We start from the raw sequence: 21,524 nt of genomic DNA, 5'->3' as shown, positions 1-21,524 counted from the left end.
ACGGGTAAGCGCTTTTTTTTGTATATTTTAGTTTTCCGCCGCAGTCCGGACAGGTACGAAACGAAAGTCCTAATTTTTCTTTGAATGAAGCTCCATCCCAATACTCGCAAACACAACCGCAAGCAGTACATTTAAATGCTGCATATAATTCCGTAAAAAGAGGGGCGTTAGGTGAAATCATATTGTCTTACTTCCTTTTTTCAAAGCTTTCTTTAATTCAATACTTAATGAAACTGACTGAATCTTTGTTACCGAAGATAAATCTTCCTCTAAAGTATCTTATTCTCAGCCATTTGCATAATTTTCTATACGGCTTTTTGCCATTTAATTATAGAAAAGAAACTTGGTATAGAAATCCTATATACATCATATATATGAGCCTTATCAATACATTGATATTACTTTCTAATAGATCATTGTATCTACAAATTTTACTGCTTTACTAAATAAGTTGTACCATTGCGTTTTTCAATTTTGTATTCACGTAATTTATTCAAAGCACTGACACCACCAGCGGCGACTGCAATTCCTATAGCACTTGTTGTGGTACCAACACCTAATACGGCCGCTGCTGCCGGCGCTGCGACTGCACTTGCTACGGCAGAAGTTCCTCCTGTAACAGGAGCTGCTAAAATTGCGATAACAGCAACTGCAATAGCACCAATCGCGACGACCCATGCAATAGCACCGGTTATTTTTATTCTTATGACATGACCAGTCAAATTTTCATCTGCAATTTCAATTTCGATAGCATCATTTTTCAATGCCTCTCCTAATTCTTTCTCATTATGAACTACTGCCGCCATAATTTTCCCCCTTTAGTATTTTCCTCATACATAATCTAATCTTTCTTATAAACTATAGCATATATTTCAATTTATAAGCAATAGCTTGTAATGTTTTTGCTTATAAAAATTTATACTCATTATGTGAATAAAGAAGTGGGGGATACCATACGGGAACTGCGGAAAGAAAAGCATTTATCTCAAGAAAAATTGGCAGATGCTATTGATTCGCATCAAGTATATATTTCTGAAATTGAAAAAGGCATAAAACTACCGTCTCTCACCATTATTAACAATATTGCAAAAGCATTCGATGTATCGCTGACTTATTTTATGAGCCGTGTTGAAAAAAAATTAGAAAAAAGCGATACGCAGGAACCGCCTAAAAATGTATAACATCACAAAAAAAGAGACTGCGGATATTATTTCAGCAGTCTCTTTTTGCTTTTTTCCTAATCAACACTCCGATTATACATTATCTCATTCTTTTGAAAATATCATTTGCAGAGTTCACATAGCTTCATAATATCGTCTGCAATTTGTTGTTCAGAGATTTTTTCTCCTGGTTCAAATGTATATAAGAATTGCCATTTATCATCAGTATATTGGTAATATGAAATGTCTTTAAAAATCGCTTTAATTTTTTTCTCTAAAATGCCTGCTAAAATTGGATTCTTTGTATCATCCCAAACACCAAAATATGTTCCATAGAATTCTTTGTATCCATATCCGATTTCAACAATAATTGGAGGAATATTTTCATTTACTGTAATCTCCAATAGATGAGCGTAGTACTCTGTATCAAAATTCTGCAATAATTCATCTTTGAATTGTTGAAAGGTTTTTACAGGACGAGCATAAATTATGTTCTTTTTATCACATTCTTCTATAACAATCTTGACTATCTTATCTGCAAAGCTGAAGTATTTTTCTACGTTGTTATCTTTAAGAAAATTATTGCATTGTTCTTCTTTGATCATCTCGGCAATAACAGCCTCTGCATTGCAAAATATACTTTTATATTCTTCGAGATCTGATAAAGTTGTTTTTCCATTTTCAGAAAAATATTTTTGTAAAATACTTTTGATAACCTCTTTTGTCACATTATCCTCCTGTGTCATATTGCTAAGCAGTAATTCGGTATGCATAAACTGAAGAAGTCCCGAATAAAGATATTTATATGCTTGATTTGTTTTTATACAAGCATATTCATCTTTTTCCAACAACAGCTCAATCCACTGACCTATATTGCCGTGTTTTAATAGCCTGAATTTTTTACCAAGTTCATTACGCAGCGGTACCGGTAAGCTATTTTCAGATGGGGTATATCCCCATCGAGTAAGGTATATCACATAGGTATCTTTTGCATATTCGTCACGGACGGAGTCAATATACCGTTTTAATTGCTGCGGTTGATCCCCTGCGTCAATTTTATTTTCAATAATTAAAGTGAAATTCTTTCCTTCAATAAATAGGTCAATACGACCGGAGTTATCACAATATTTTTCTATCTCCACCGGTTGAATTGCTTGTATATCCAGAGTCCAATTGAATAGCGTATTTAAATATTGAATAAAATCTACTCTTAAACAGGTACCATTGATTTCTGTATTAAGTATTTCTTTCAATAAAGTAGAATTTTTTACTTCATTTGTATGATTTTTAAAAATATGTAAAATATTAAAGGGAAACGGTATTTTTCTCTTTTTAAGTCGGATTTCCTCTATAACATGTTCTTTGATAATGACAAATAGGAATCGTTCAAAGAAATCTATCAGTGTTTCATCGCATTCCCCACATTTTTCAAGAAAATCACGGAAAATATCCTCTTTAGTCAAACTTATTCATCCTTTAATCTAAACCCTTCCCCAAACAACAGGCGCACCCTCCTTACTATACCGGATGCGCCCATTTCTTAAAACTTAAAACTTATTCTCCTACACCTCCGCCTTCTCCAGCGCGATGTGCCAGCATAGCCCATCGCCCATGTCAAGCTCGGCGGCAGTCTTTCCTGCAGGCAGCTCGGCCCCAAAGGCCGCCTCGACAGCCAAGGTCTCATTCATCAGGTAGTCCTTGTTTGCCTCGAACGCTTTTTGCAAGAGGTGCTTCCCGTCCGTATCAATGCCGGAAACGCTCAGCGTAATCCGGTCGGTTACCTCAAGCCCGGACTCCTTCCGGAGGTTCTGCACCGCGCGGACGAGGTCGCGGATATAGCCTTCCAGCAGCAGCTCCTCGGTTACCTGCGTGTTAAGCGCAACCGTCAGTGTTCCTTCGTTCAACACCTTGAGGTTCGCCTTTTCAATGCGGTTCAAGATCACCTTGTCGGAGGTCAGCTCAACCGCTTGCCCCTCAACATCAATGCTCAAAGTTGCGCCGTCAAAGAGGCTTTCAATCTCCGCGGAAGAGAGTTTTTCAATTTGAGCCGCTGCGGTTTTCATCTTTGCGCCGAGCTCTTTTCCCAGCACCTTAAAATTCGCCTTGGCGGAATACTCAACCAGCTCATCCTCTTTGTCGTGGAAAATCACCTCTTTCACGTTCAGCTCTTCCATAATGCTGCTTTCCATTTCGCGTAAGACCGACTTCTCCTGCTGGTTCTTCGTAACAATTTCCACAGCTTTGAGCGGCTGGCGGATTTTCAAATTGAACTGATACCGGAGCGCCCGTCCCATCGACACGGCTTTTTGCACCGTCTCCATCTTAAACTCAAGCTCGGTATCCCGCGCCGCTTCCGCATAGACGGGATAATCCGCCAAGTGTACGGAAAGAGGATCATCAGCTGTTCTCAGGTTTTGCCAAATCGATTCGGTGATAAACGGTACAACCGGAGCCGCGACCAGTGCAAACTTCTTGAGCGCGCGGTACAAGGTCTCGTAGGCTTGCGCCTTGTCGCCGTCGTTTTCGCTCTTCCAGAAGCGGCGGCGGGAGCGGCGGATATACCAGTTGTTCAGCTGATCGATATATGCAACAATCGGGTCAATTGCCTTCGTAAGGTCGTAATCGTCCAACGCCGCCGTTACATCAAACACAAGCTTTTCAGTTACGGAGAGAATCCAGCGGTCAAGCGGATTGTTCAGCTCTTTCACAAAGGCAGCGATGTGCGCATCCGTGCCGTCGAGTTTTGCATGGGCAGGCGGCGTAACACCGTCGATGTTCGCATACGTCACGTAGAAGCTGTAGCTGTTCCACAGCGGAATCAAAATACCTTTCAGAATATCGCGCACACCGTCATCGGAGTATTTCAAATCCTCCGCCTTAACCACGTTTGAGTGCATCAGGAACAAGCGCAGCGCATCCGCCCCGAACTGCTGGACAACCTCATTGGGATCGGTATAGTTCCGCAGCGACTTAGACATCTTTTTCCCGTCAGTTGCCAGCACCAGCCCATTGACAATACAGTTTTCAAAGGCGGGGCGGTCAAACAGCGCAGCCGCCAAGACAGTCAGCGTATAGAACCAGCCGCGGGTTTGATCCAGCCCTTCGGAAATAAAATGAGCGGGGAAGTGCTCTTCAAAGTATTTTTTATTCTCGAAGGGATAGTGCACTTGCGCATACGGCATCGAACCGGACTCAAACCAGCAGTCCAGCACTTCCGGAACACGGTACATCGTTTTGCCGCACTGCTTACACGGTATGGTAATCTTATCAACAAAGTGCTTGTGCAAGTCTTCGGGATAAACACCGCTCAATTCTTTCAGCTCATCGCGGCTTCCCACACAGAGGGAGTGTCCGCAGTCGGGATTGGAACACTTCCAGATCGGCAGCGGATTTCCCCAGTACCGGTTCCGGCTGATTGCCCAGTCGCGGGCGCCTTCAAGCCACTTTCCAAAGCGTCCCTCTTTGATATGAGCAGGCTGCCAGTTGATTTTGCTATTCGCCCGCAGTAGTGCGTCCTTTACCTTTTCCACCGAAACAAACCAGCTGCTGACGGCACGATAAATGAGCGGACTTGAACAGCGCCAGCAGTGCGGATAGGCGTGCAGGATTTGATCCCGTTTCACCAGTTTCCGCTCAACCTTCAACCGCTCCATAATATCTTTATCAGTATCTTTTACAAAGCGTCCCTGAAAGTCCGGAACCTCCGCCGTAAACTTACATTCGGCATCGACAGGGCAGATCATCGGTATTCCGCTTCCCTTAAATAGCGTGCTATCCTCTTCACCGAAGCCCGGCGCTGTATGAACAATACCCGTACCGTCTTCCGTAGAAACAAAGTCGCCGATTAAAGTCTGGAAGGCACCCCGTCCTGCATCATCGGAACTGCCGTCCTCTTTTACGGTCAAATTCGCAAAATACGGGAAGAGAGGCTCATAGCAGATACCTTGCAGCTCTGCACCCTTTTTCTTCCATATAACGGTGCATTTTTCCGGTTCGCGGTAATACGCAGCTAAGCGGGATTCGGCAAGAATATAGTGCTCACCCTCATCAGCTACCAGCACATAGTCGATATCTGCACCGAGCGCAAGCCCCAGGTTGCTCGGCAGTGTCCACGGGGTGGTTGTCCACGCCAAAAGATAGGTATTCGGCGGGAGCGCTCCTGCATCATGAGTGCCCCCTGCTGAATCGGTAGACTTAGCAACTCCAGCCGGAAAAGTTTTCGCCGCAGGAGTCCCCGCAACGGTATACCGCGCCTTAAAGCGGATGGTAATCGCAGGATCGTGTACATCCTTATAACCGCCGAGATTCAGCTCATGATTGGAAAGTACCGTGGAACAGCGCGGGCAATACGGCAAAATATAATGCCCCTCATACAACAGCCCCTTCTCCCACAGCTGCTTCATCACCCACCAAATCGACTCCATATACGCCGGTTCCATCGTCTTATAATCGTTATCAAAATCAACCCAGCGTCCCAGCCGATTAATCGTATGCCGCCACTCCTTCACATAGCGCAGCACACTCGCCCGGCACGCCTCATTAAACTTGGCAATACCGTACTTTTCAATGTCGGTCTTCGAGTTCAGCCCCAGCTCTTTTTCGATCAAGTTTTCTACCGGCAGCCCATGACAGTCCCATCCAAACCGCCGCTCAACCTTCTTCCCCTTCATCGTCTGATAACGCGGAATAATATCCTTAATCGTACTCGGCACAAAATGCCCAAAATGCGGCAGCCCCGTTGCAAAGGGCGGGCCGTCAAAAAACACGTACTCATCAGCCCCCTCACGCTGTGCAACAGACTTCTTAAAAACATCGTGGTCTTCCCAAAAGCGCAAAACCGCTTCTTCCTGTTTCGGAAAATCCACCTTAGGATCAACCGGTGTATACATACCTCATACTCCTTGTCTATAAAAGGCGTTATCTGGAACCCCTAAAACTTTAATCTTTAGAAATGCCCCTCTTTCACTAAAACGCAAATATGAGAACCTCTAAAAACTTCAGTTTTTAGAGGTTTTCCTTACATTTATTTGCGATGTTTTACTTTAAGTTATTACAATATAAAGACTTAAAGTAAAACTCGTCGGGCATCTCTAAAAGCTGACCGAGTTTTTAGAGATGCCCATCTATTTAGATGTACTAGTTTCAATTTTTTACGTCATTATGTCAATATTTGGGCGGCTTTTTGCTTACGCAAAAACCGGGCTATCCGCTTGTATCTTTTTCTTGCTTCTGCAAAAATCCCGCAGCGCTTCTCCTCACGTCGAAGGCTGCTGCTGCACCATACTCGCAATAAAAAGGATACCGCTTCTATCCTGTGCCGCTGTGTCCAAGCATTGACATCCTTGTCAATGCTTGGACGTGAGTTTGCATGCTGCAAACTCACTGCTCTGACAGGAGGTCAGTGGTTCACAGCAGAATCGAGTTTGCAGTGCAAACTCGAAGTTAAAGAATGTACAGGACGTACATTCTTTAACGATGACATCCTTGGCGGTTCTGCTATAGCAATGCACTTCCGTCTGCACAAACTGCCCCATCAGTTTAAAAATCAGATACACCGCAGTCTGGTAGTTTTGCTCCCGCAATTTCAGTTCTTTGCTGCTAAAGTTGTTGTATGAGATACCGGCGATAAGCGACTGCATCCGTTCCATAAAGGCATCGACCTTCCCCTTGCGGATATCCTGTACAAAACGTCCTACCCATACACCTGTTTGACCGAACGGCACATCGGAATACGCAGACAGCAGATTTTCAAAAAAGCCGTACCGCACTTCATCATTCGGAAAGCCCAATCGATAGAGCCCTGCTTCTTTAATGGTTAAATAGCCCGACTGGAATAAAATGGGGAACGGCTCTTGTGCAATGGCTCGGTATGTTTGCAACTCCGATTCAGTGAGTACGACCTGTCCATCCAAGTCAGGGATAAAATAGTGGGCATCTTTGAGGTAATTGACTAAAAAAGTCGGGGTTCCCGTTTCAAACCAGTAACTTCCGAATCTTTCCTTTGCAAACGCATTGAGAAGGCTAAAAGGATTATACATGCCTTCCCCTGCAGGTACAAAACAGTAGCCGTCGTACCATTGCTGTAAGGTGGTCAATGTTTCCTGATAGGTTAAGTCTTGACTATCGGCAAGCACTTGTATTTCAGGTTGAAAATTTGCTTCCAATTCTTTTTGGGTGATTCCGCAGATACCGGCATACGTTTCATGTAAGCTGATGTCTTTCAGATTATTCAGATCGCTAAAAATACTGATTTTGCTGAACTTGGTAACGCCGGTTAAAAAGGCAAAACGGATATATTCATCGCAGGTTTTAATGACGGAGTAAAATGCTTTGGGGGTATTGCGGTAGTTTTCGTTCAAGGCTTCATTTACGTCCATCGTTTGCAGGAGCGGTTTATCATACTCATCTACCAGAATCACTACTTGCTTGCCGGTCTGTTGATAGGCAGCCTTTATCAGCCGTTCAAAGCGTGAAGCAAAAAACGGTTGAGCTTCTTTCGATGTCGAAATACCATATAAAGACTCTGCTTCAGATAACATAACATGTAGCCGATCATTTAAGGCACCGCTATCTGTATATTTTCCGATATTAAAGTCAAGATATAGCACAGGATATTCCTGCCATGCAGCTCTATTTTCCAATACTGCTTGTTCTTCTTCAGCTTTTTCAAGATAGAGACCTGTGAACAGCTCTTTTTGTCCGAGGAAGTATGCCGCCAAAGTCGAAAGGAACAAACTCTTGCCAAACCGCCGCGGACGACTGAGAAAATAAGGATTGGAAGTTTGCACAAACTTTCAAATAAATGGAGTTTTATCAATATAGAGATATTCATCTCGGCGGAGCTTTTCAAAACTCTGTACGCCGATCGGCAATTTTCGTGGAAAGCTCATGCAAAAGTATAGCAGGATTTGTCCTATCTGGCAATTTAGCGACTTTTGAAAATATACGGCGTATACACTGCGCGGCATCATTACAAGTATACGTTATTATCTAACGATTGACAGTTTGCCACACGTTATGAGAGAATCCAATCGATTACAAGAGTATCAAAAACTTTGGGCAGCACATAAGCAACTCGCTCTAAGTTATATATTGAGAGAATTAGATGAGACTGTGGCATCAAGATATGATTAGCAAACTTCCGCGTCAACAGCTGTTAGGACAACATAGGGAGTGTTGTGCCTTGAGCTGAAACGGCTGGGGCAGGCAGCATGCAACTGTCAATTATGTTTTTCGTTATTCACCTTATCTGCTTTATTGTTATCACCAACTCATTATGGCAGAGATGAATCGACGAGGCTACAGGGTTAGTCCTGAGTGGTTGGACAAAGACTATCGCGGCAGAAGATGTCTGGCATATAACAATTTAGCGGTCATTGAAGTACACAAACCTATATATGCCGAACATGATGACTGCTATTATCGTGAGTGTCTCAAGAATTTAGAAACCAAGGGAATTCATTTGGATTAAGTAGGGTAACATCAAACGTATGGAACTTTGTATGGATAAAAGCGAAAAGCTCATTAAATATATACTGTGGGGCTCCATAGCCTTAGACATTATTCTTTGTACGTGCTTTGTTATCGGTTTTTCACTGGGACTTGGAAGTGTGGAGATCGGCTTTTTTATGGTAGGTCTTGTTTTCCGGTACGGGCTAACCATAGCCATCATCAGCATTTTATTGAAATTTGCTGTTATTGCTTTGAGTTTTCAAAGAGATACAAATATAAAAAGAAAGTCATTGTCCATCGCTTTTCTGTCTCTGGTAAGGCTGTTGATTATAGGCGGAGTAATCTGGGGAATTTACTTTATCGGTAAAGTGATGACTGCCGTAGGATAACCCATTGGTGAAAGTTCCGTCTTATTATTCTCTTTGAATTTTATCCGGAGGTTTCCCTCACTCAGTTCGGGTCGCTACGTCCGCTGTTCCGCTTTCGCTCCATTCCTCATTGACAATGGGGGAAACAAACAGTGCTTTTTCGATTGGTTTTTCCGATAAGGACAGCATAGAAAAGCAAGCCCCTATACTGTTTGTTTGCAATTAATAAGATTTGATTATAATTTTGAATAACGGAATCAAAATAGTTTTGAAATTCTTCATCGTTCTGCCACGGCAATTCTGAGGTATAATCAACAACCCCGACGCAGAGCGCCGGGGTATGAAACTCTCCGCATGAATCAAATCCTAAAACCTCATAATCGTCATTAAGAAACTTTTTATAGTAAAGCGCTTCGTCAGCTGAACCGCCTTTTCCGTGTATATATACAACCGTATTTTTTATACACAATACCTCTGCATATTTACATACAGGACAATATATTCGATTTTTCCTAATAAGCTCCGTACGGTAAAATCAATACTCACCAAATATACGGAATGATTTTGTATTTTACTTTATTTTTATATTCGGCATATCCGTTTAATTCTTTTTCAAGGACGGCTTCTTCATTTTTAATTCTTTTCGCTATAATCACCGGATATGCAAGAAAAACAACAAAAGATATAATAGAGCCGAGCACCAAAGGCACCGAAAGGAACAAAAGAATCGTTACGCCGTACATAGGATGGCGAACAATTCCATACAATCCGGTATCAACAACTTTTTGTCCTTTTCGGACTTCTACCGTTCGCGATAAGTAGGTGTTTTCTCTCAATACTTCTGCATAAAGCATATATGAAAAAAGAAATACGGCAGCACCGATCCATGAAACCCGATCGGGCATTATTATCCAGCCGAAGCGGAAATTCAATCCGGCCAAAATAAATCCCAAAAGAAACATCAATCCTGTCAGTTTTATCACAAGCCTTTGTTCCGCTTGCTCTTCTTTTGTATTCAAGCGTTTTTTGAGCAATTCGGGATTTTTCAACAGCAATATAAGTCCCGCAAAAAACATCGGAATAAATAATATTCCCATCAATAACCATGCTTTCCAATAATAAAATGTTCCTGCAGGCAAAAACAGTAAAATCCCTACGACAATCACACCGAAAAAAAACTTTACCAAAGCCTTAAAGCATAAATCTTTTTCCATACAAACCCCCTCCACTGTCCGGAAATATTCTCATTATATAGAATTTTTCCAACAAAAGAAGCCATGTCTTTTACGATAATATTCTGTATGAAATCCGCTTTTACCGGATAATAATATAAGCAGGATTTTCCAAGCTCCCCTTGTTTTCCAATATTTGTAATCAGATGATATACGGTAAAAACTTTAAAAATAAAAAAGGCGCATTGAATGACCATTTACGACACCCGATGCGCCTTGCAGATTAAGCTCTTCTACCTAACTATATAGGAACATCTAAAAATGAAAGCTTTTAGATGTTTCCATTTATTTTCCGGCAGATATGAAGTTTGGGATTAATACCAGCCTCTTACCTTCATCGCTTCATCAATTCTCTTGATGGACTTCATATAAGTTGCTTGGCGGAACGAAACGTTCTTTTCTTGCTTCAATGCCCAAATCGGGTTGAATGCATCGACCATTGCGCGCTCTTCTTTCTCTTCAACTTCTTTTTCCGTCCAATAGTAACCGTAGAGGTTCTGTACCCATTCAAAGTAAGAAACGGTAACGCCGCCGGCATTGGTCAGAATATCGGGAGTAACGAGGATGCCCTTCTTGTAAAGGATATCGTCCGCTTCCAACGTGATGGGGCCGTTTGCACCTTCACAGACCAATTTCGCTTTGATCAAATTGGCTTCGTGCTCTTTAATTGCGTTTTCCATTGCGCAAGGGCTGATAACATCAACATTCAATGCCCAGAAGTCATCGAGAGAAATTTTCTTTGCACCGGGAACATGGAGTAAGCTGCCGTCTTTTGTCTTTGCTTCGTTCAATTCTTCGAAGGTAAAGCCGCTTTCTTTATAGGTTGCGTATGTGCCTTCTTTCTTATCGAATTCCGCAACTGCAACAACTTTTCCGCCCAACTTGATGATGTTCTTAACGGTGAACTTTCCGACGTTTCCGAAACCCTGAACGGCAACGGTTGCTTTCTTTAAATCCATACCGATTGCTTTGCAGGCTTCACGCATAACAACTGCAACGCCGAAACCGGTTGCTTCGTTTCTTCCCTTGGAACCGCCGTAGGTAAGCGGCTTACCGGTAAAGACGCCGATTGTCTGCTCGCCGGTGAGTTTATTGTATTCATCCTGCATCCACGCCATAATCTGTCCGTTAGTATTGACGTCCGGAGCAGGTACGTCTACTTTTTCGCCCAAATACTTATACAAACCGCGTACCCAGCCGCGTGAAAGCTGCTCCAGCTCGCGCTGCGAAAGTTCTGAAGGATCAACAGTGATGCCGCCCTTTCCGCCGCCGTAGGGAATACCGGTTACTTGGCATTTAATACTCATCCAAATAGAAAGAGCTTTTACTTCGTCGGCATTGACATTCTGATGGAAGCGGATACCACCCTTGTAGGGACCGACTGCATCGTTATGCGCAGCTCTATATCCTTTAAATACCTTGATAGAACCGTTATCCATCTTTACCGGAATAGAAATTTCGATCATCCGCTGCGGTTCTTTCAATAATTCATACACCGCGGGGTCTGCTCCCAAAGCATCACACGCTTTTTTTACCTGTGCTTGTGCATTTGCTAACGGATTTAAGGTTTCTTTGCTCATAAAACTCCTCCTCAATAAGTTTCAGCAAACAATACTATTATGGTAAAATGGAACTAAAAACTTTAGCTGTATTCATTTTACCTCACTTATATTATCTATAAGTATAGAGCCGAAATTGCTAACAGTCAAGCAAAAATTTATCGTGTGTTGTGTTTTCAGGGTATCGGAATAGCGTCGATATTTTCGTTCGGAATAAGTATTTTTTACTTAAAAGAGGAAGAAAATTACTGCAAGAATCACACAGAGCAAAAGAACTACCCCGTATATCCATAAGGGTAAAGGGTCAGTATCGGTGCGGATATTGGCTTCACCTTTGGTATATCGCATAATATGAAATTTCTTTTTTTTCTTTTTTTTGTTTTACTCTTTTTATTCTCTTGTACATCAGGAGTGAATGCATAGCCGCACGAAGGACATCCGTCTTTAAACTCTTTATGTGTTCCGGTAAATCCACACGAAGGACACCGCACGGAGGCAAAAAAGCGACCGCAATACGGACAGATCACCGCATCACGGCGGACTTCTGCATTACAATTTTCACAAAAAAACTTAGGTTGTTTATTCATATACTTAGCTTGAACACGAACAGCTGTCTGAACAGTCGCAGCCTCCGCTGCACGACTGAGCTGGTTTATCCTTTTTTTGCGAAGATCCTTCTTGTACATCAACCTTCTTCGCATTTTCAGACGCTGCTGTTTTTTGTGTGTCTGTTTGATAAAAACCTTTACCGGTAAAGTTTAATCCAAATCCTGCGGAGAATACTTGATGAGCGGATGCTCCGCATTGAGGGCAAACTATAACGGGAGTATCAGTCATTTTATGCTGTACCTCAAAAGCAGCTCCGCAAGAATCGCACATATAGTCATACGTAGGCATAAATACCCCATAATTACGAAAAATATATCAAAAAGACTTCCGTCAACGCAAATTAAAATCAAGGGAAACGTCTAAAAACCGCAAGCCTATCGGCTTGTTCTGTAAGGGAATGATTCCCTTATCCGCTAACGCGGATTGTGAATCAGGTTTTTAATTGTTCCTTATAAGCTTTTAAAAATGATAGGTTTTAGCATTCTAATAAGCTCTGTTTCTGTAATATCGGCATTTTCTACAAAAACAGAAGAGTCTTGAACGGAAAAGTCTCCATTCATACCATGACTAAGAAGCAGCCGGACTACAAGAGCGGCACGAGCATCTGTCGCTTCAAACATCGCAGAACAACGATACAGTGCGTCGATATCCTTTTTCAGATAAAGCTCTATCGATCGTATCGGCAGTTCGATATCCTCTAAGCCTAACAAAGCGGTTGCGATACGGCTGCCTGACCGAGCGTATAAGCCGATTTCACCTACACCGCTGAGTTCAGTCAGAGCTTGGAATCGAGGCGGGAACACCGGTCGGTGAGGTTCGGCTATCCGCTGCAAAAACGCCGCTGAATTTCGTTGATTGTCGCCTAAGAGCATAAAGGCTGTTTTTTCCTGCACCACTATATCCGCAATCGCAGAAGAATAATAGGTATGATTGTTCAGCGCTGCAGCGCGGCGTTTTTCCCAACCGTCTTTTTTAGAAAACAGCAAATCTCCTAAGCTGACGGGATAGGAACCGCTCGAAACAACAGTTACCGACGGTGTTACCTTATAGTCTGCACCGATATATAGTATCGATGTCCGGCTCAAGTACTGCGCAGCGGTTTTCTCCGGAACAAAGGCGGTAAACAGCGCCTTTAAAAGCGACTCGTTCCCTGAAATCGGAGCAACTATATACACATCGGCGTCCATTCCAACGGCACCGAAGGCTTGCATATCATACTCAGAAGGATGTGATACACAGCTACTTGCCAGAATAACTGCCGCTATAATGCCGCCGACTCCGAATATTTTAGAAAAACAAAACTTTTGCACGTAATTCCCTTTATCGTTATGCTTCAAATATGAGGATATCTCAAAAGTTGGTTATATTTTTGCTATCCTTGTCTACTATAATATGTATGGGGACACACTGTCAATTTGAGATTATTAGAATATTATCTGATGCGATCGGACTTATATCGGCGGGCTTTACTACAAGATTCTTTATGCACAAAACTTTCAAATCAACAACCCCGACGCAGAGCGTTCGTCAAAACTATACGTCCGTGTATAGTTTTGACTGCAAGTTGTGGCTCTGCCACAACATTGCTGCTGTTCGGAACCACCGCCGTCCGTGGCGGTAGAGGTACGGCGGGTATTAAACCATCCGCGCGAATAAATCATTTACCGATTATTCTTTTTTTACAGTATTTCATAATGTTTATCAGTTAAGTTTTTTAGGTAAAATATTTCCGGAAAACATCTGATGCGTTTGCCTTTCTGCTGAAAATATAAAAATAATTGAAGAAAATATCGTTTTCTTCTATAATGAAAAAGAACTTTTTGGGGAGGGTAAACTATGAAAGCAGTCGTATTGGATGGGTTTACGCTTAATCCGGGGGATCTGTCGTGGAAGATTTTACAGGACATTGCAGATATTACGATATATGACAAAACCGCACCCGATGAAGTATATGAACGGGTAAAAGACTGTGAGGCTGTCTTATCGAATAAAATTGTGTTTTCAAAGGAATTGATTGCGCGTTTACCTAAGTTGCGGTACATCGGCGTGCTGGCAACCGGTTATAACGTTATCGATGTAGAGGCGGCTCATGCGGCAGGTATCACCGTAACGAATATTCCCAGCTACAGCACCGACAGCGTTGCGCAGCTGGTATTTGCATTCATCTTACAGTTTTATTGGCACGTAAAGGAGCACAGCGATGAGGTTCACGGCGGTACATGGAGCCGCAGTGAGCATTTCTGCTATACCTCGTTTCCGACGTTTGAACTGACGGGAAAAACGCTCGGTATTATCGGGTTTGGCCACATCGGGCAAAGGATTGCGGAAATTGCGCTTGTGATGGGGATGCGGGTGCTCTATGTTAACCGTTCGTCAAAAACGGTACCGCGGCTCGCTGCGGCGAAGCAGGTGGAGCTTGACACTCTCCTTGCCGAAGCCGACTTTATCAGCTTGAATGCGCCGCTTAATAGTGCAAGCGAAAAAATGATCGATGCTGCCGCGCTTTCGAAAGTAAAGCCGAGCGTATTTATTATCAACACCGGACGGGGGCAGCTTATCGATGATGAGGCGGTTGCCGCAGCACTGAAAAAAGGCGCCATCGGCGGGTATGCGGCCGATGTACTGAGCACCGAACCGCCGCCTGCAAACCATCCGCTGTTCGGCTGTCCCAACTGCTTCATAACGCCGCATATCGCATGGCAAACCCGCGAAGCGCGGACACGGCTGTTGAACCTCGCCGCGGATAATGTAAAAAGCTTTCTTTCCGGTAAACCGCAGAATGTAGTGTAAGGAGGGAATTTATAGAATTTTTTCGAAAGGTATGGTAAACTAGCCGCAATAAGGGGAAGAAGATGTCCTACGAAACAGTTATCAAGCAGATAAAAACGTTACCGGAAGCTTGTCTCGACGATGCCTCAAAATATCTTGATTTTCTTCTTTATCAATATGCACAGAAAAGACTGAATCCATTAATTGAATCCGATGAGGAATTTAAAGCAAAAATGCAAAAAGGATTTGATGATATGAAAGGAGGAAGGGTTACCCCTGTTAAAGAAGCCTTTTCAGAAATAAAAAGCCGGTTCGCATAATGGAAGTAGTTTTATCAGATCAAGCAAAAAATGATATAGCAGACATTTATGCTTATATTTTGAATAAATTACAATCGAAAATTAACGCAGATGCCATTTTAACTAAACTCTACTCTGCTATGGATAGTTTGAGTTTTATGGCGGAAAGTTACCATCTTTACCCGCATGAACCATGGTATTCAATAGGTGTTCGTTATTTTTCCATAGGCAATTATTCTATCTTTTATGTTGTAGAAAAAGATATTGCGACGGTAATACATGTTTCATATGGAAAAAGAGATTTAGACAAAATTTTGTCGGATTATGAATAAAACCTCATGCCCGCTTCAAATCAGACAGCGCTATGCAATGCAAGTGAGGCGAATATGGGGTGTTTATGATAAAAGACGAGCAAACACAGCAGATGGATCAATCTGATACCGCAAAATATATAAGCTGGACGACCATTTGAGCCGCAACGCGGCGAAACTCTGGTCGGACTGCTTATATATTTTGCGGGGGAATACTATAAACATCTGATGTGCTTACCCGGAGGGAGTTTCAATGAAGCAATTAAAAAACGGACAGCTCGTTGCGATAGGCGCAGCGGTTGTACTCGTTATCTTGGCATTTTTCAGTTTTACCGTTGTTTCGACAACGGATAACGGTGTGGTAACTCGGCTCGGTAAGTACAACCGGACGCTGCAGCCCGGGTTGCAGTTTATTATCCCGATTGTCGAGCGGGTGTATCACATTCCGGTTACAACCGTTCAAAAGGAAGAATTCGGCTTTCGTACGACGATGGCATCAGACCGGAGTCAGTACCGGAATAATATCCTCACCGAATCTTCTATGCTGACCGGCGACCTCAACATCATCAATGTTGAATGGACGGTACAGTACCGCATTATCGACCCTAAGGCATGGCTCTTTAATGTTGAAGAAGGGGAACGGATTAACACCGTCCGCGATGTGTCCACTGCGGCAATCAACAGTCTAATCGGCGACCGCGCCATTTTGGATATTATGGGGTCGGAACGCGACTCCATTCAGTTCTCTGCAAAGGAGATTATGAACGAAAAGTATAAGCAGCTGGGCCTCGGCATTGCGGTTTCGTCGGTGCAGCTGCAAAACGTTATCCCGCCTGAGGACGTGCAGCAAGCCTTTGAGGACGTTAACATCGCCATTCAGGATATGAACAGGATGATTAACGAAGGTAAAGAAGCCTATAACAAGGAAATTCCCAAAGCGAAAGGAGAGGCCGACCGGATGATTCAGGAAGCGCGCGGCTATGCGGCGGAACGGGTCAACAAGGCGGAAGGAGATGTCGCCCGATTTAATGCCGTGTATGCCGAGTACAGCAAGGCGCCCGATATTACCAAGCGGCGGCTCTATCTTGAAACACTCGATAAGATATTTTCAAATACCGATAAGGTAATCTTCATCGATAAAAACGTCAAAAATTTCTTACCGTTAAAAAATCTTTCGGGAGGGGAACAGTGAGAGCGCGTAAAATAGATCCGGTAAAGACTAAAAAGGTAGTACAGGTAGGTGTGGCATTACTGGCTGTACTTATTCTGGTGGTGATGATACAGCCTTTTTACATCTTACATGAGGGGCAGACGGCTATCATCACTCAGTTTGGCGAGATTGTCAAAACCGAAACGGAGGCGGGAATTCATTTTAAAATGCCGATTTTGCATCAAGTGCATCGATATACGGCAAAACTGTTACGCATCGATGGCGACCCTCAAAAAATCCTTACGAAAGAAAAGCAGTTTATCGAGGTAAATACGACCAGCCGTTGGCGTATTTCGGATATCCGTAAGTTTTATCAGTCGCTCGTAACCTACGAAGGCGCGTATTCACGTCTCTCCGATATTATCGACTCGTCGGTACGGGATATTATCACCGTTAATAGTTTGGATGACGTTGTCCGCAGCACCAACAACATTAACGAAACCGTCCATCAAGAGCAATTCGGATTGAATACGGACGAAGTGAAGCTGGAGGAGGTAACCGGTTCGGAAAAGGTGGTATATGCCGCTATCGAAAAAGGGCGCGATGTGCTGGCCGCCGAAATTTTAAAGAAGGCAAATATGCAGCTGGAAGATTTCGGCATTGAGGTTATCGACGTTATTTTTAAAGAGATAAAATATTCTGATGAATTGCAGGTTTCGGTCTATAATAGAATGATTAAGGAACGGAATCAGATTGCACAAACGTTCCGTTCTACCGGTGAGGGAAAAAAGGCGGAATGGCTCGGTAAATTGGAAAACGAGAAAAAGAGCATTTTGTCAAAGGCGTATTCCGAGTCGGAGAAGATAAAGGGAACGGCAGATGCGCAGGCTACCGCAATCTATGCTGCATCGTACGGCAAGTCCCCTGAGTTTTATAGCTTTTGGAAGAGCCTTGAGGTATATCAAAATGCGCTTCCCGATACAGAAAAGATATTATCAACCGATATGGAATACTTTCAATATCTCTATAAACATTAACGAGCACTGATAGGGCGCTTTAAAAAAATGCTTTTTAGAGATGTCCTAATATTTGTTGAGATTTTTACCGATACTGAAATATGCAGGGAGGACTCCGGTGAGACGTAGAGGTTCTTTTGGACGAGTAATAGTATTGCTTTTATTGATTATTATATTGGTTTTCGGCGGACTTTTTTGGTTCAGCTATCTCGGCTTAATCAATGCACGGGGAGTTTTTTCACCGGTATACTCGTTGTTCGGATTAAAGACGCCGGCTGGTGTCGCTTCTCCGGCTGATGCGGATGCGGATTTGGATGCCGACCGGTATGCAAAGCGGTTGATTGCCTTGGATGTCCGTTCGCAGGAGCTTGATAAAAAAGAAGCTGATGTTACCGCCCGCGAAAAAGAAGCGGCACAGGTATCACAGGAACTGGACGACCGGCTTTCTATCATAGAAGAAAAAGAAAAATCTTTTAAACAGATGATGACGGAACGGGATATGCGGGAAGCGAATATCGATCAGATTGCACGGTATATCAATGGTATGCCGCCCGAGAAGGCGGTCGCAAACCTGCTGCAAATGGATGATCAGGATATTATCGATGTGTTGCGGGCGGTAGAGGCAATCGCAAAAAAAGCGAACAAAACATCTTCCGTTGCATACTGGTTCTCGTTGATGCCGGCGAATCGCGCCGCCGATATTCAGCGCAAGATGGCAAACAAACCGGCAGCGCTTCCTTAATCTCTTGAGAGATGTTATTTCCGACACTCCGGTTTGCGCTCTTTTTTTCCGTTGTTTTTTTTCTGTACTGGTATGTATTCAGGCGGAAAAGACAACGGATTGTGCTGCTTACCTGCGCAAGCTATTTTTTTTATGCCTGCTGGGATTGGCGCTTTTGCCTCTTGCTGTTTGGAGTGTCGGCGCTGTCCGGTCTTACCGGTTATCTGCTCGGTATACAAAAAAACTATATTCCCCGTACCGTTACGATGATAACCGGTACCGTTTTGCATATTCTCTTTCTCGGCTTTTTTAAATATTTTTATACTGCTGTTTCCTTTTTAAACTACACATTTTTTAACGGACAGCTCCAAGCGCCGCTGTTGTTACAACTGCAAAGTTACTCGCTCTTATTGCCGGTAGGAATTTCTTACTATACGTTTCGCTCGATGAGCTATATCTTTGATATTTATCTTTGCAAGATGCGGCCGGTTCAATCGTTTATCGAAGTGCTGCTCTATATCTCGTTTTTTCCGCAACTGGCGTCGGGACCCATTGTGCAGGCGGAAGCCTTTTTTACAGCATTGCCTGACAATCTTACACAGGATGCAACGGCGGAACGTCCGATAGCCTTTGACCGCAGCGTACTGCTGATCTTGTCGGGGCTGTATAAAAAGATGGTGCTGGCAACCTTTCTTTCCGTGCTTGCCGTCGATCCCGTATTTGCGAATCCTGCACAGTGTAATACCCTCGAACTGCTTGTCGCTTTGGTGTCGTACACATTTGTCATTTACTGCGACTTTTCCGGTTACAGCGATATGGCGATCGGCATTGGGCTTTTACTCGGTTTTGAAGCGCCGCAGAACTTTAACCGGCCGTATCTTTCTCAATCGGTGAGCGAGTTTTGGCGGCGCTGGCATATCAGCTTTTCGTCGTGGCTGCGCGATTATGTGTATTTCTCCTTCGGCGGCTCACGCTACGGTTTACTTCGCACGGTGTTTGCGCTGGTCGGGACAATGCTTATTGCAGGGGTGTGGCATGGCGGTTCTATTCCCTTTGTGCTGTGGGGGCTGTTGCAGGGACTTGCTTGCGCTGCAGAGCGGGTAGCCGCTGTGCTTGGCAAAGAACGCCGCGCCGCCGCGAGTATTGTGTCTGATACAGGATACAGCATTGCCGCTGCCGGTACAATCGGTGCCGAAGCGGGAAAGGAAACGGTAGAGAATGAAACGCCGTCATCGGTACTAACTGACGAACATCGTATCGCAGCCGGAAAACCGCGTCGCAGTACAGTACGGATTGCCGGACGGAACATTGACCTAAAGCGGCTGCTTCGGCTCGGCGGCATGTTTGTGTTTATCAATATCAGCTGGCTGATTTTCCGGTCGAATACTGTGCGGGAAATTACGTTGTATCTTTCTTCGCTCAAGAATATCACACAGCCGTTTCGCACGGTGCATTGGTTTGTGCTGGTACCGCTTGCCGCCGCCTTTCTACTGCAAATCCCGAAAGAAGAGACGCGCCGCGCGTATTTTGCACGGTATGTACGGTTGCCGCTTACGGTAAAGGCCGCTGCCGTTGTGCTGTTTTTTGTCGGACTTAATATTGTGTCAACCTCCGGCATCGCACCGTTTATCTACTTCGGATTTTAGGGGGATACGCAGAGTATGAGTGAAAACAGTCAACACGGCAAACCGCTTCAACAAGAGTGGCAAGAATACAACGATCGACAAGGACAAAAAACGCAACACAGGCAAAACAGTGAGCAAGAGCGGAACGGTCGGTACTCTCCCAATCAGTGTTTTTTCTTTGCTGTGCTAACACTGATTATTCTTATTCCGTTTTTAGGGCAGCGGCTTGCGCATCCGGTGCAAAACATCAAAAGGGCCTCTCTAAAAAATATTTACAGTGCGCTCACCGCACCGATTGTTTCCGTTACCGAATCTTCTCCTGTTGCTGCCGTTATCCCCGTATTGAGGAATGCGTTTATACGAACGGCGAGGTTAACGGAGCGCAGCGAATGGGATACGTTTTTTTACCACCAAGGGGTGTACGACAGCGAGGTCGCCGCTTTTTATGCGGTAACCGGTGAGCAAGGCTATATCGAAACAATACCCGGTTTTTCGGATAATTTAAGCGGCGGCGGTCTGCCTGCGGAATTGTTCGGGCAGGTTTCTAAAGAGATGCTCCGCAATGTTGCTCTACCGGTCGTTCATTCTGCACGGATGCCGTTGCGTCTATTCTTTTTTGGAGATTCCCAGATGCGCAGTATCGCTGCCGGTATGACCCGCGCACTCGGCTCCGACTCTTCTATTGCAATACGGGAGTTAAGCGTTCCTTCTTCCGGTTTTCTCCGTTCCGATTACTATAACTGGCCGCAAAAACTTGAAGCCGTTTTTGCCGTTCAAAAAGACGGGGAACGCTTTGATGCCGTGGTTGCCTTTTTAGGCATGAACGACTATCAGGATATGTGGACAACCGGCGGCATCATTCTTACGGCAGGCTCGCCCGAATGGGAAGAGGTGTACCGTAAAATGGTAAAAGTACATCTCGACACTGCGCTCGCTTCCGTTCCGCGACTGTACTGGCTCGGCTTACCGGTCGTGCGGAGCGCTGCATATAACGAAAAGATGCAATATCTAAATGCAGTGCACGATTCCATAGCGGAAGAATACGATTCTAAAAAGCTGGTCAGAATTTCGCTTAAAAGCCTTGTCGAACAATATGGAACGGGATACATCGGCGCAATTAAGCCTGAAGGCAGCGCATGGATACCCCTCATGCAAAGCGACGGTATTCACTACACAATCGAGGGCGGCGAGTATTTAATGAAGCGCTTCATTGACCGCCTGCACCGCGACTATGTATTCAGGTAAACGCATCA

General features: G+C 44.0%; 19 protein-coding genes and 3 pseudogenes. 11 read left to right on the top strand and 11 right to left on the bottom strand.

Annotation, left to right across the window (positions count from 1 at the left end; all coding sequences use genetic code 11):
- Window positions 1–431: 431 nt before the first annotated feature.
- A complete protein-coding gene (locus DWB79_RS11570) occupies window positions 432–806 on the bottom strand; it encodes a hypothetical protein (protein ID WP_016524229.1) in 375 nt (124 codons plus the stop codon).
- A 123-nt stretch (window positions 807–929) separates the two neighbouring features.
- Here DWB79_RS11570 and DWB79_RS11565 point away from each other — a divergent pair, with 123 nt between their 5' ends.
- Window positions 930–1,181: a helix-turn-helix domain-containing protein gene (locus DWB79_RS11565; RefSeq protein WP_040859743.1), complete on the top strand. Its 252-nt coding sequence runs from the start codon at window positions 930–932 to the stop codon at window positions 1,179–1,181.
- Window positions 1,182–1,282: 101 nt separating this feature from the next.
- Here DWB79_RS11565 and DWB79_RS11560 read toward each other — a convergent pair whose 3' ends face one another.
- The 3 genes and pseudogenes from DWB79_RS11560 to DWB79_RS11550 all read right to left on the bottom strand — a co-directional run.
- Window positions 1,283–2,623 (bottom strand): PD-(D/E)XK nuclease family protein, encoded by a 1,341-nt coding sequence (locus tag DWB79_RS11560; protein ID WP_016524227.1) that lies wholly within the window; start codon window positions 2,621–2,623, stop codon window positions 1,283–1,285.
- A 99-nt stretch (window positions 2,624–2,722) separates the two neighbouring features.
- On the bottom strand, window positions 2,723–6,049 hold the full coding sequence (ileS, locus tag DWB79_RS11555; RefSeq protein WP_016524226.1) for an isoleucine--tRNA ligase: 3,327 nt from the start codon (window positions 6,047–6,049) through the stop codon (window positions 2,723–2,725).
- A 465-nt stretch (window positions 6,050–6,514) separates the two neighbouring features.
- A pseudogene (locus DWB79_RS11550) lies at window positions 6,515–8,050 on the bottom strand (ATP-binding protein); the annotation flags it as partial.
- A 215-nt stretch (window positions 8,051–8,265) separates the two neighbouring features.
- Between DWB79_RS11550 and DWB79_RS11545 the strand changes: the two are divergent.
- Together DWB79_RS11545 and DWB79_RS11540 are read left to right on the top strand one after the other, a co-directional pair.
- Window positions 8,266–8,631: pseudogene (locus tag DWB79_RS11545) on the top strand (TIGR02328 family protein).
- Window positions 8,632–8,650: 19 nt separating this feature from the next.
- Entirely contained in the window at window positions 8,651–9,001 is a 351-nt protein-coding gene (locus tag DWB79_RS11540) for a hypothetical protein (RefSeq protein ID WP_245541329.1), read from the top strand.
- A gap of 102 nt (window positions 9,002–9,103) precedes the next feature.
- On the opposite strand, the pseudogene DWB79_RS11535 reads toward DWB79_RS11540, so the two are convergent.
- The 7 genes and pseudogenes from DWB79_RS11535 to DWB79_RS11510 form a co-directional block, all read right to left on the bottom strand.
- A pseudogene (locus DWB79_RS11535) lies at window positions 9,104–9,443 on the bottom strand (hypothetical protein); the annotation flags it as partial.
- A gap of 79 nt (window positions 9,444–9,522) precedes the next feature.
- Window positions 9,523–10,194, bottom strand: coding sequence for a methyltransferase family protein (locus DWB79_RS11530; protein WP_016524222.1), 672 nt, complete (start codon window positions 10,192–10,194; stop codon window positions 9,523–9,525).
- A gap of 332 nt (window positions 10,195–10,526) precedes the next feature.
- Window positions 10,527–11,792, bottom strand: coding sequence for a Glu/Leu/Phe/Val family dehydrogenase (locus DWB79_RS11525; RefSeq protein WP_016524220.1), 1,266 nt, complete (start codon window positions 11,790–11,792; stop codon window positions 10,527–10,529).
- Between the two features lie 254 nt (window positions 11,793–12,046).
- Window positions 12,047–12,358, bottom strand: a complete 312-nt coding sequence (locus DWB79_RS12255) for a double zinc ribbon domain-containing protein (protein WP_338113344.1) — start codon at window positions 12,356–12,358, stop codon at window positions 12,047–12,049.
- A gap of 4 nt (window positions 12,359–12,362) precedes the next feature.
- Window positions 12,363–12,668: an FmdB family zinc ribbon protein gene (locus DWB79_RS11520; RefSeq protein ID WP_040859259.1), complete on the bottom strand. Its 306-nt coding sequence runs from the start codon at window positions 12,666–12,668 to the stop codon at window positions 12,363–12,365.
- A 161-nt stretch (window positions 12,669–12,829) separates the two neighbouring features.
- The gene (locus tag DWB79_RS11515; protein WP_040859257.1) at window positions 12,830–13,690 is read right to left on the bottom strand and encodes a hypothetical protein; all 861 of its coding nucleotides are present in this window, start codon (window positions 13,688–13,690) and stop codon (window positions 12,830–12,832) included.
- Between the two features lie 186 nt (window positions 13,691–13,876).
- A complete protein-coding gene (locus DWB79_RS11510) occupies window positions 13,877–14,041 on the bottom strand; it encodes a hypothetical protein (RefSeq protein ID WP_206181009.1) in 165 nt (54 codons plus the stop codon).
- 175 nt (window positions 14,042–14,216) lie between these two features.
- On the opposite strand from DWB79_RS11510, the gene DWB79_RS11505 reads away from it, so the two are divergent.
- From DWB79_RS11505 to DWB79_RS11470, 8 genes are all read left to right on the top strand, one after another.
- The gene (locus DWB79_RS11505) at window positions 14,217–15,170 is read left to right on the top strand and encodes a D-2-hydroxyacid dehydrogenase (protein WP_016524217.1); all 954 of its coding nucleotides are present in this window, start codon (window positions 14,217–14,219) and stop codon (window positions 15,168–15,170) included.
- Window positions 15,171–15,232: 62 nt separating this feature from the next.
- The gene (locus DWB79_RS11500; protein ID WP_016524216.1) at window positions 15,233–15,469 is read left to right on the top strand and encodes a hypothetical protein; all 237 of its coding nucleotides are present in this window, start codon (window positions 15,233–15,235) and stop codon (window positions 15,467–15,469) included.
- Window positions 15,469–15,780, top strand: coding sequence for a type II toxin-antitoxin system RelE/ParE family toxin (locus DWB79_RS11495; protein ID WP_016524215.1), 312 nt, complete (start codon window positions 15,469–15,471; stop codon window positions 15,778–15,780). Before DWB79_RS11500 ends, DWB79_RS11495 begins: the two co-directional genes overlap by 1 nt.
- A 232-nt stretch (window positions 15,781–16,012) precedes the next feature.
- Window positions 16,013–16,951, top strand: coding sequence for an FtsH protease activity modulator HflK (gene hflK / locus DWB79_RS11490; protein WP_016524214.1), 939 nt, complete (start codon window positions 16,013–16,015; stop codon window positions 16,949–16,951).
- Entirely contained in the window at window positions 16,948–17,946 is a 999-nt protein-coding gene (gene hflC / locus DWB79_RS11485) for a protease modulator HflC (protein WP_016524213.1), read from the top strand. Before hflK ends, hflC begins: the two co-directional genes overlap by 4 nt.
- A 97-nt stretch (window positions 17,947–18,043) precedes the next feature.
- On the top strand, window positions 18,044–18,667 hold the full coding sequence (locus DWB79_RS11480; RefSeq protein ID WP_016524212.1) for a periplasmic-type flagellar collar protein FlbB: 624 nt from the start codon (window positions 18,044–18,046) through the stop codon (window positions 18,665–18,667).
- A gap of 11 nt (window positions 18,668–18,678) precedes the next feature.
- Complete coding sequence (locus tag DWB79_RS11475) at window positions 18,679–20,292, top strand: MBOAT family O-acyltransferase (protein WP_016524211.1); 1,614 nt, start codon at window positions 18,679–18,681, stop codon at window positions 20,290–20,292.
- A 15-nt stretch (window positions 20,293–20,307) separates the two neighbouring features.
- Window positions 20,308–21,516 carry an SGNH/GDSL hydrolase family protein gene (locus DWB79_RS11470; protein WP_016524210.1) on the top strand — a complete coding sequence of 403 codons (1,209 nt, stop codon included), beginning with the start codon at window positions 20,308–20,310 and terminating at the stop codon, window positions 21,514–21,516.
- Window positions 21,517–21,524 lie beyond the last annotated feature (8 nt).

It is taken from the genome of Treponema medium (assembly GCF_017161265.1).
GTDB lineage: Bacteria > Spirochaetota > Spirochaetia > Treponematales > Treponemataceae > Treponema > Treponema medium.
Note: the sequence above shows the minus strand (reverse complement) of the source record. Positions and strands in the feature narration are given on the sequence as shown.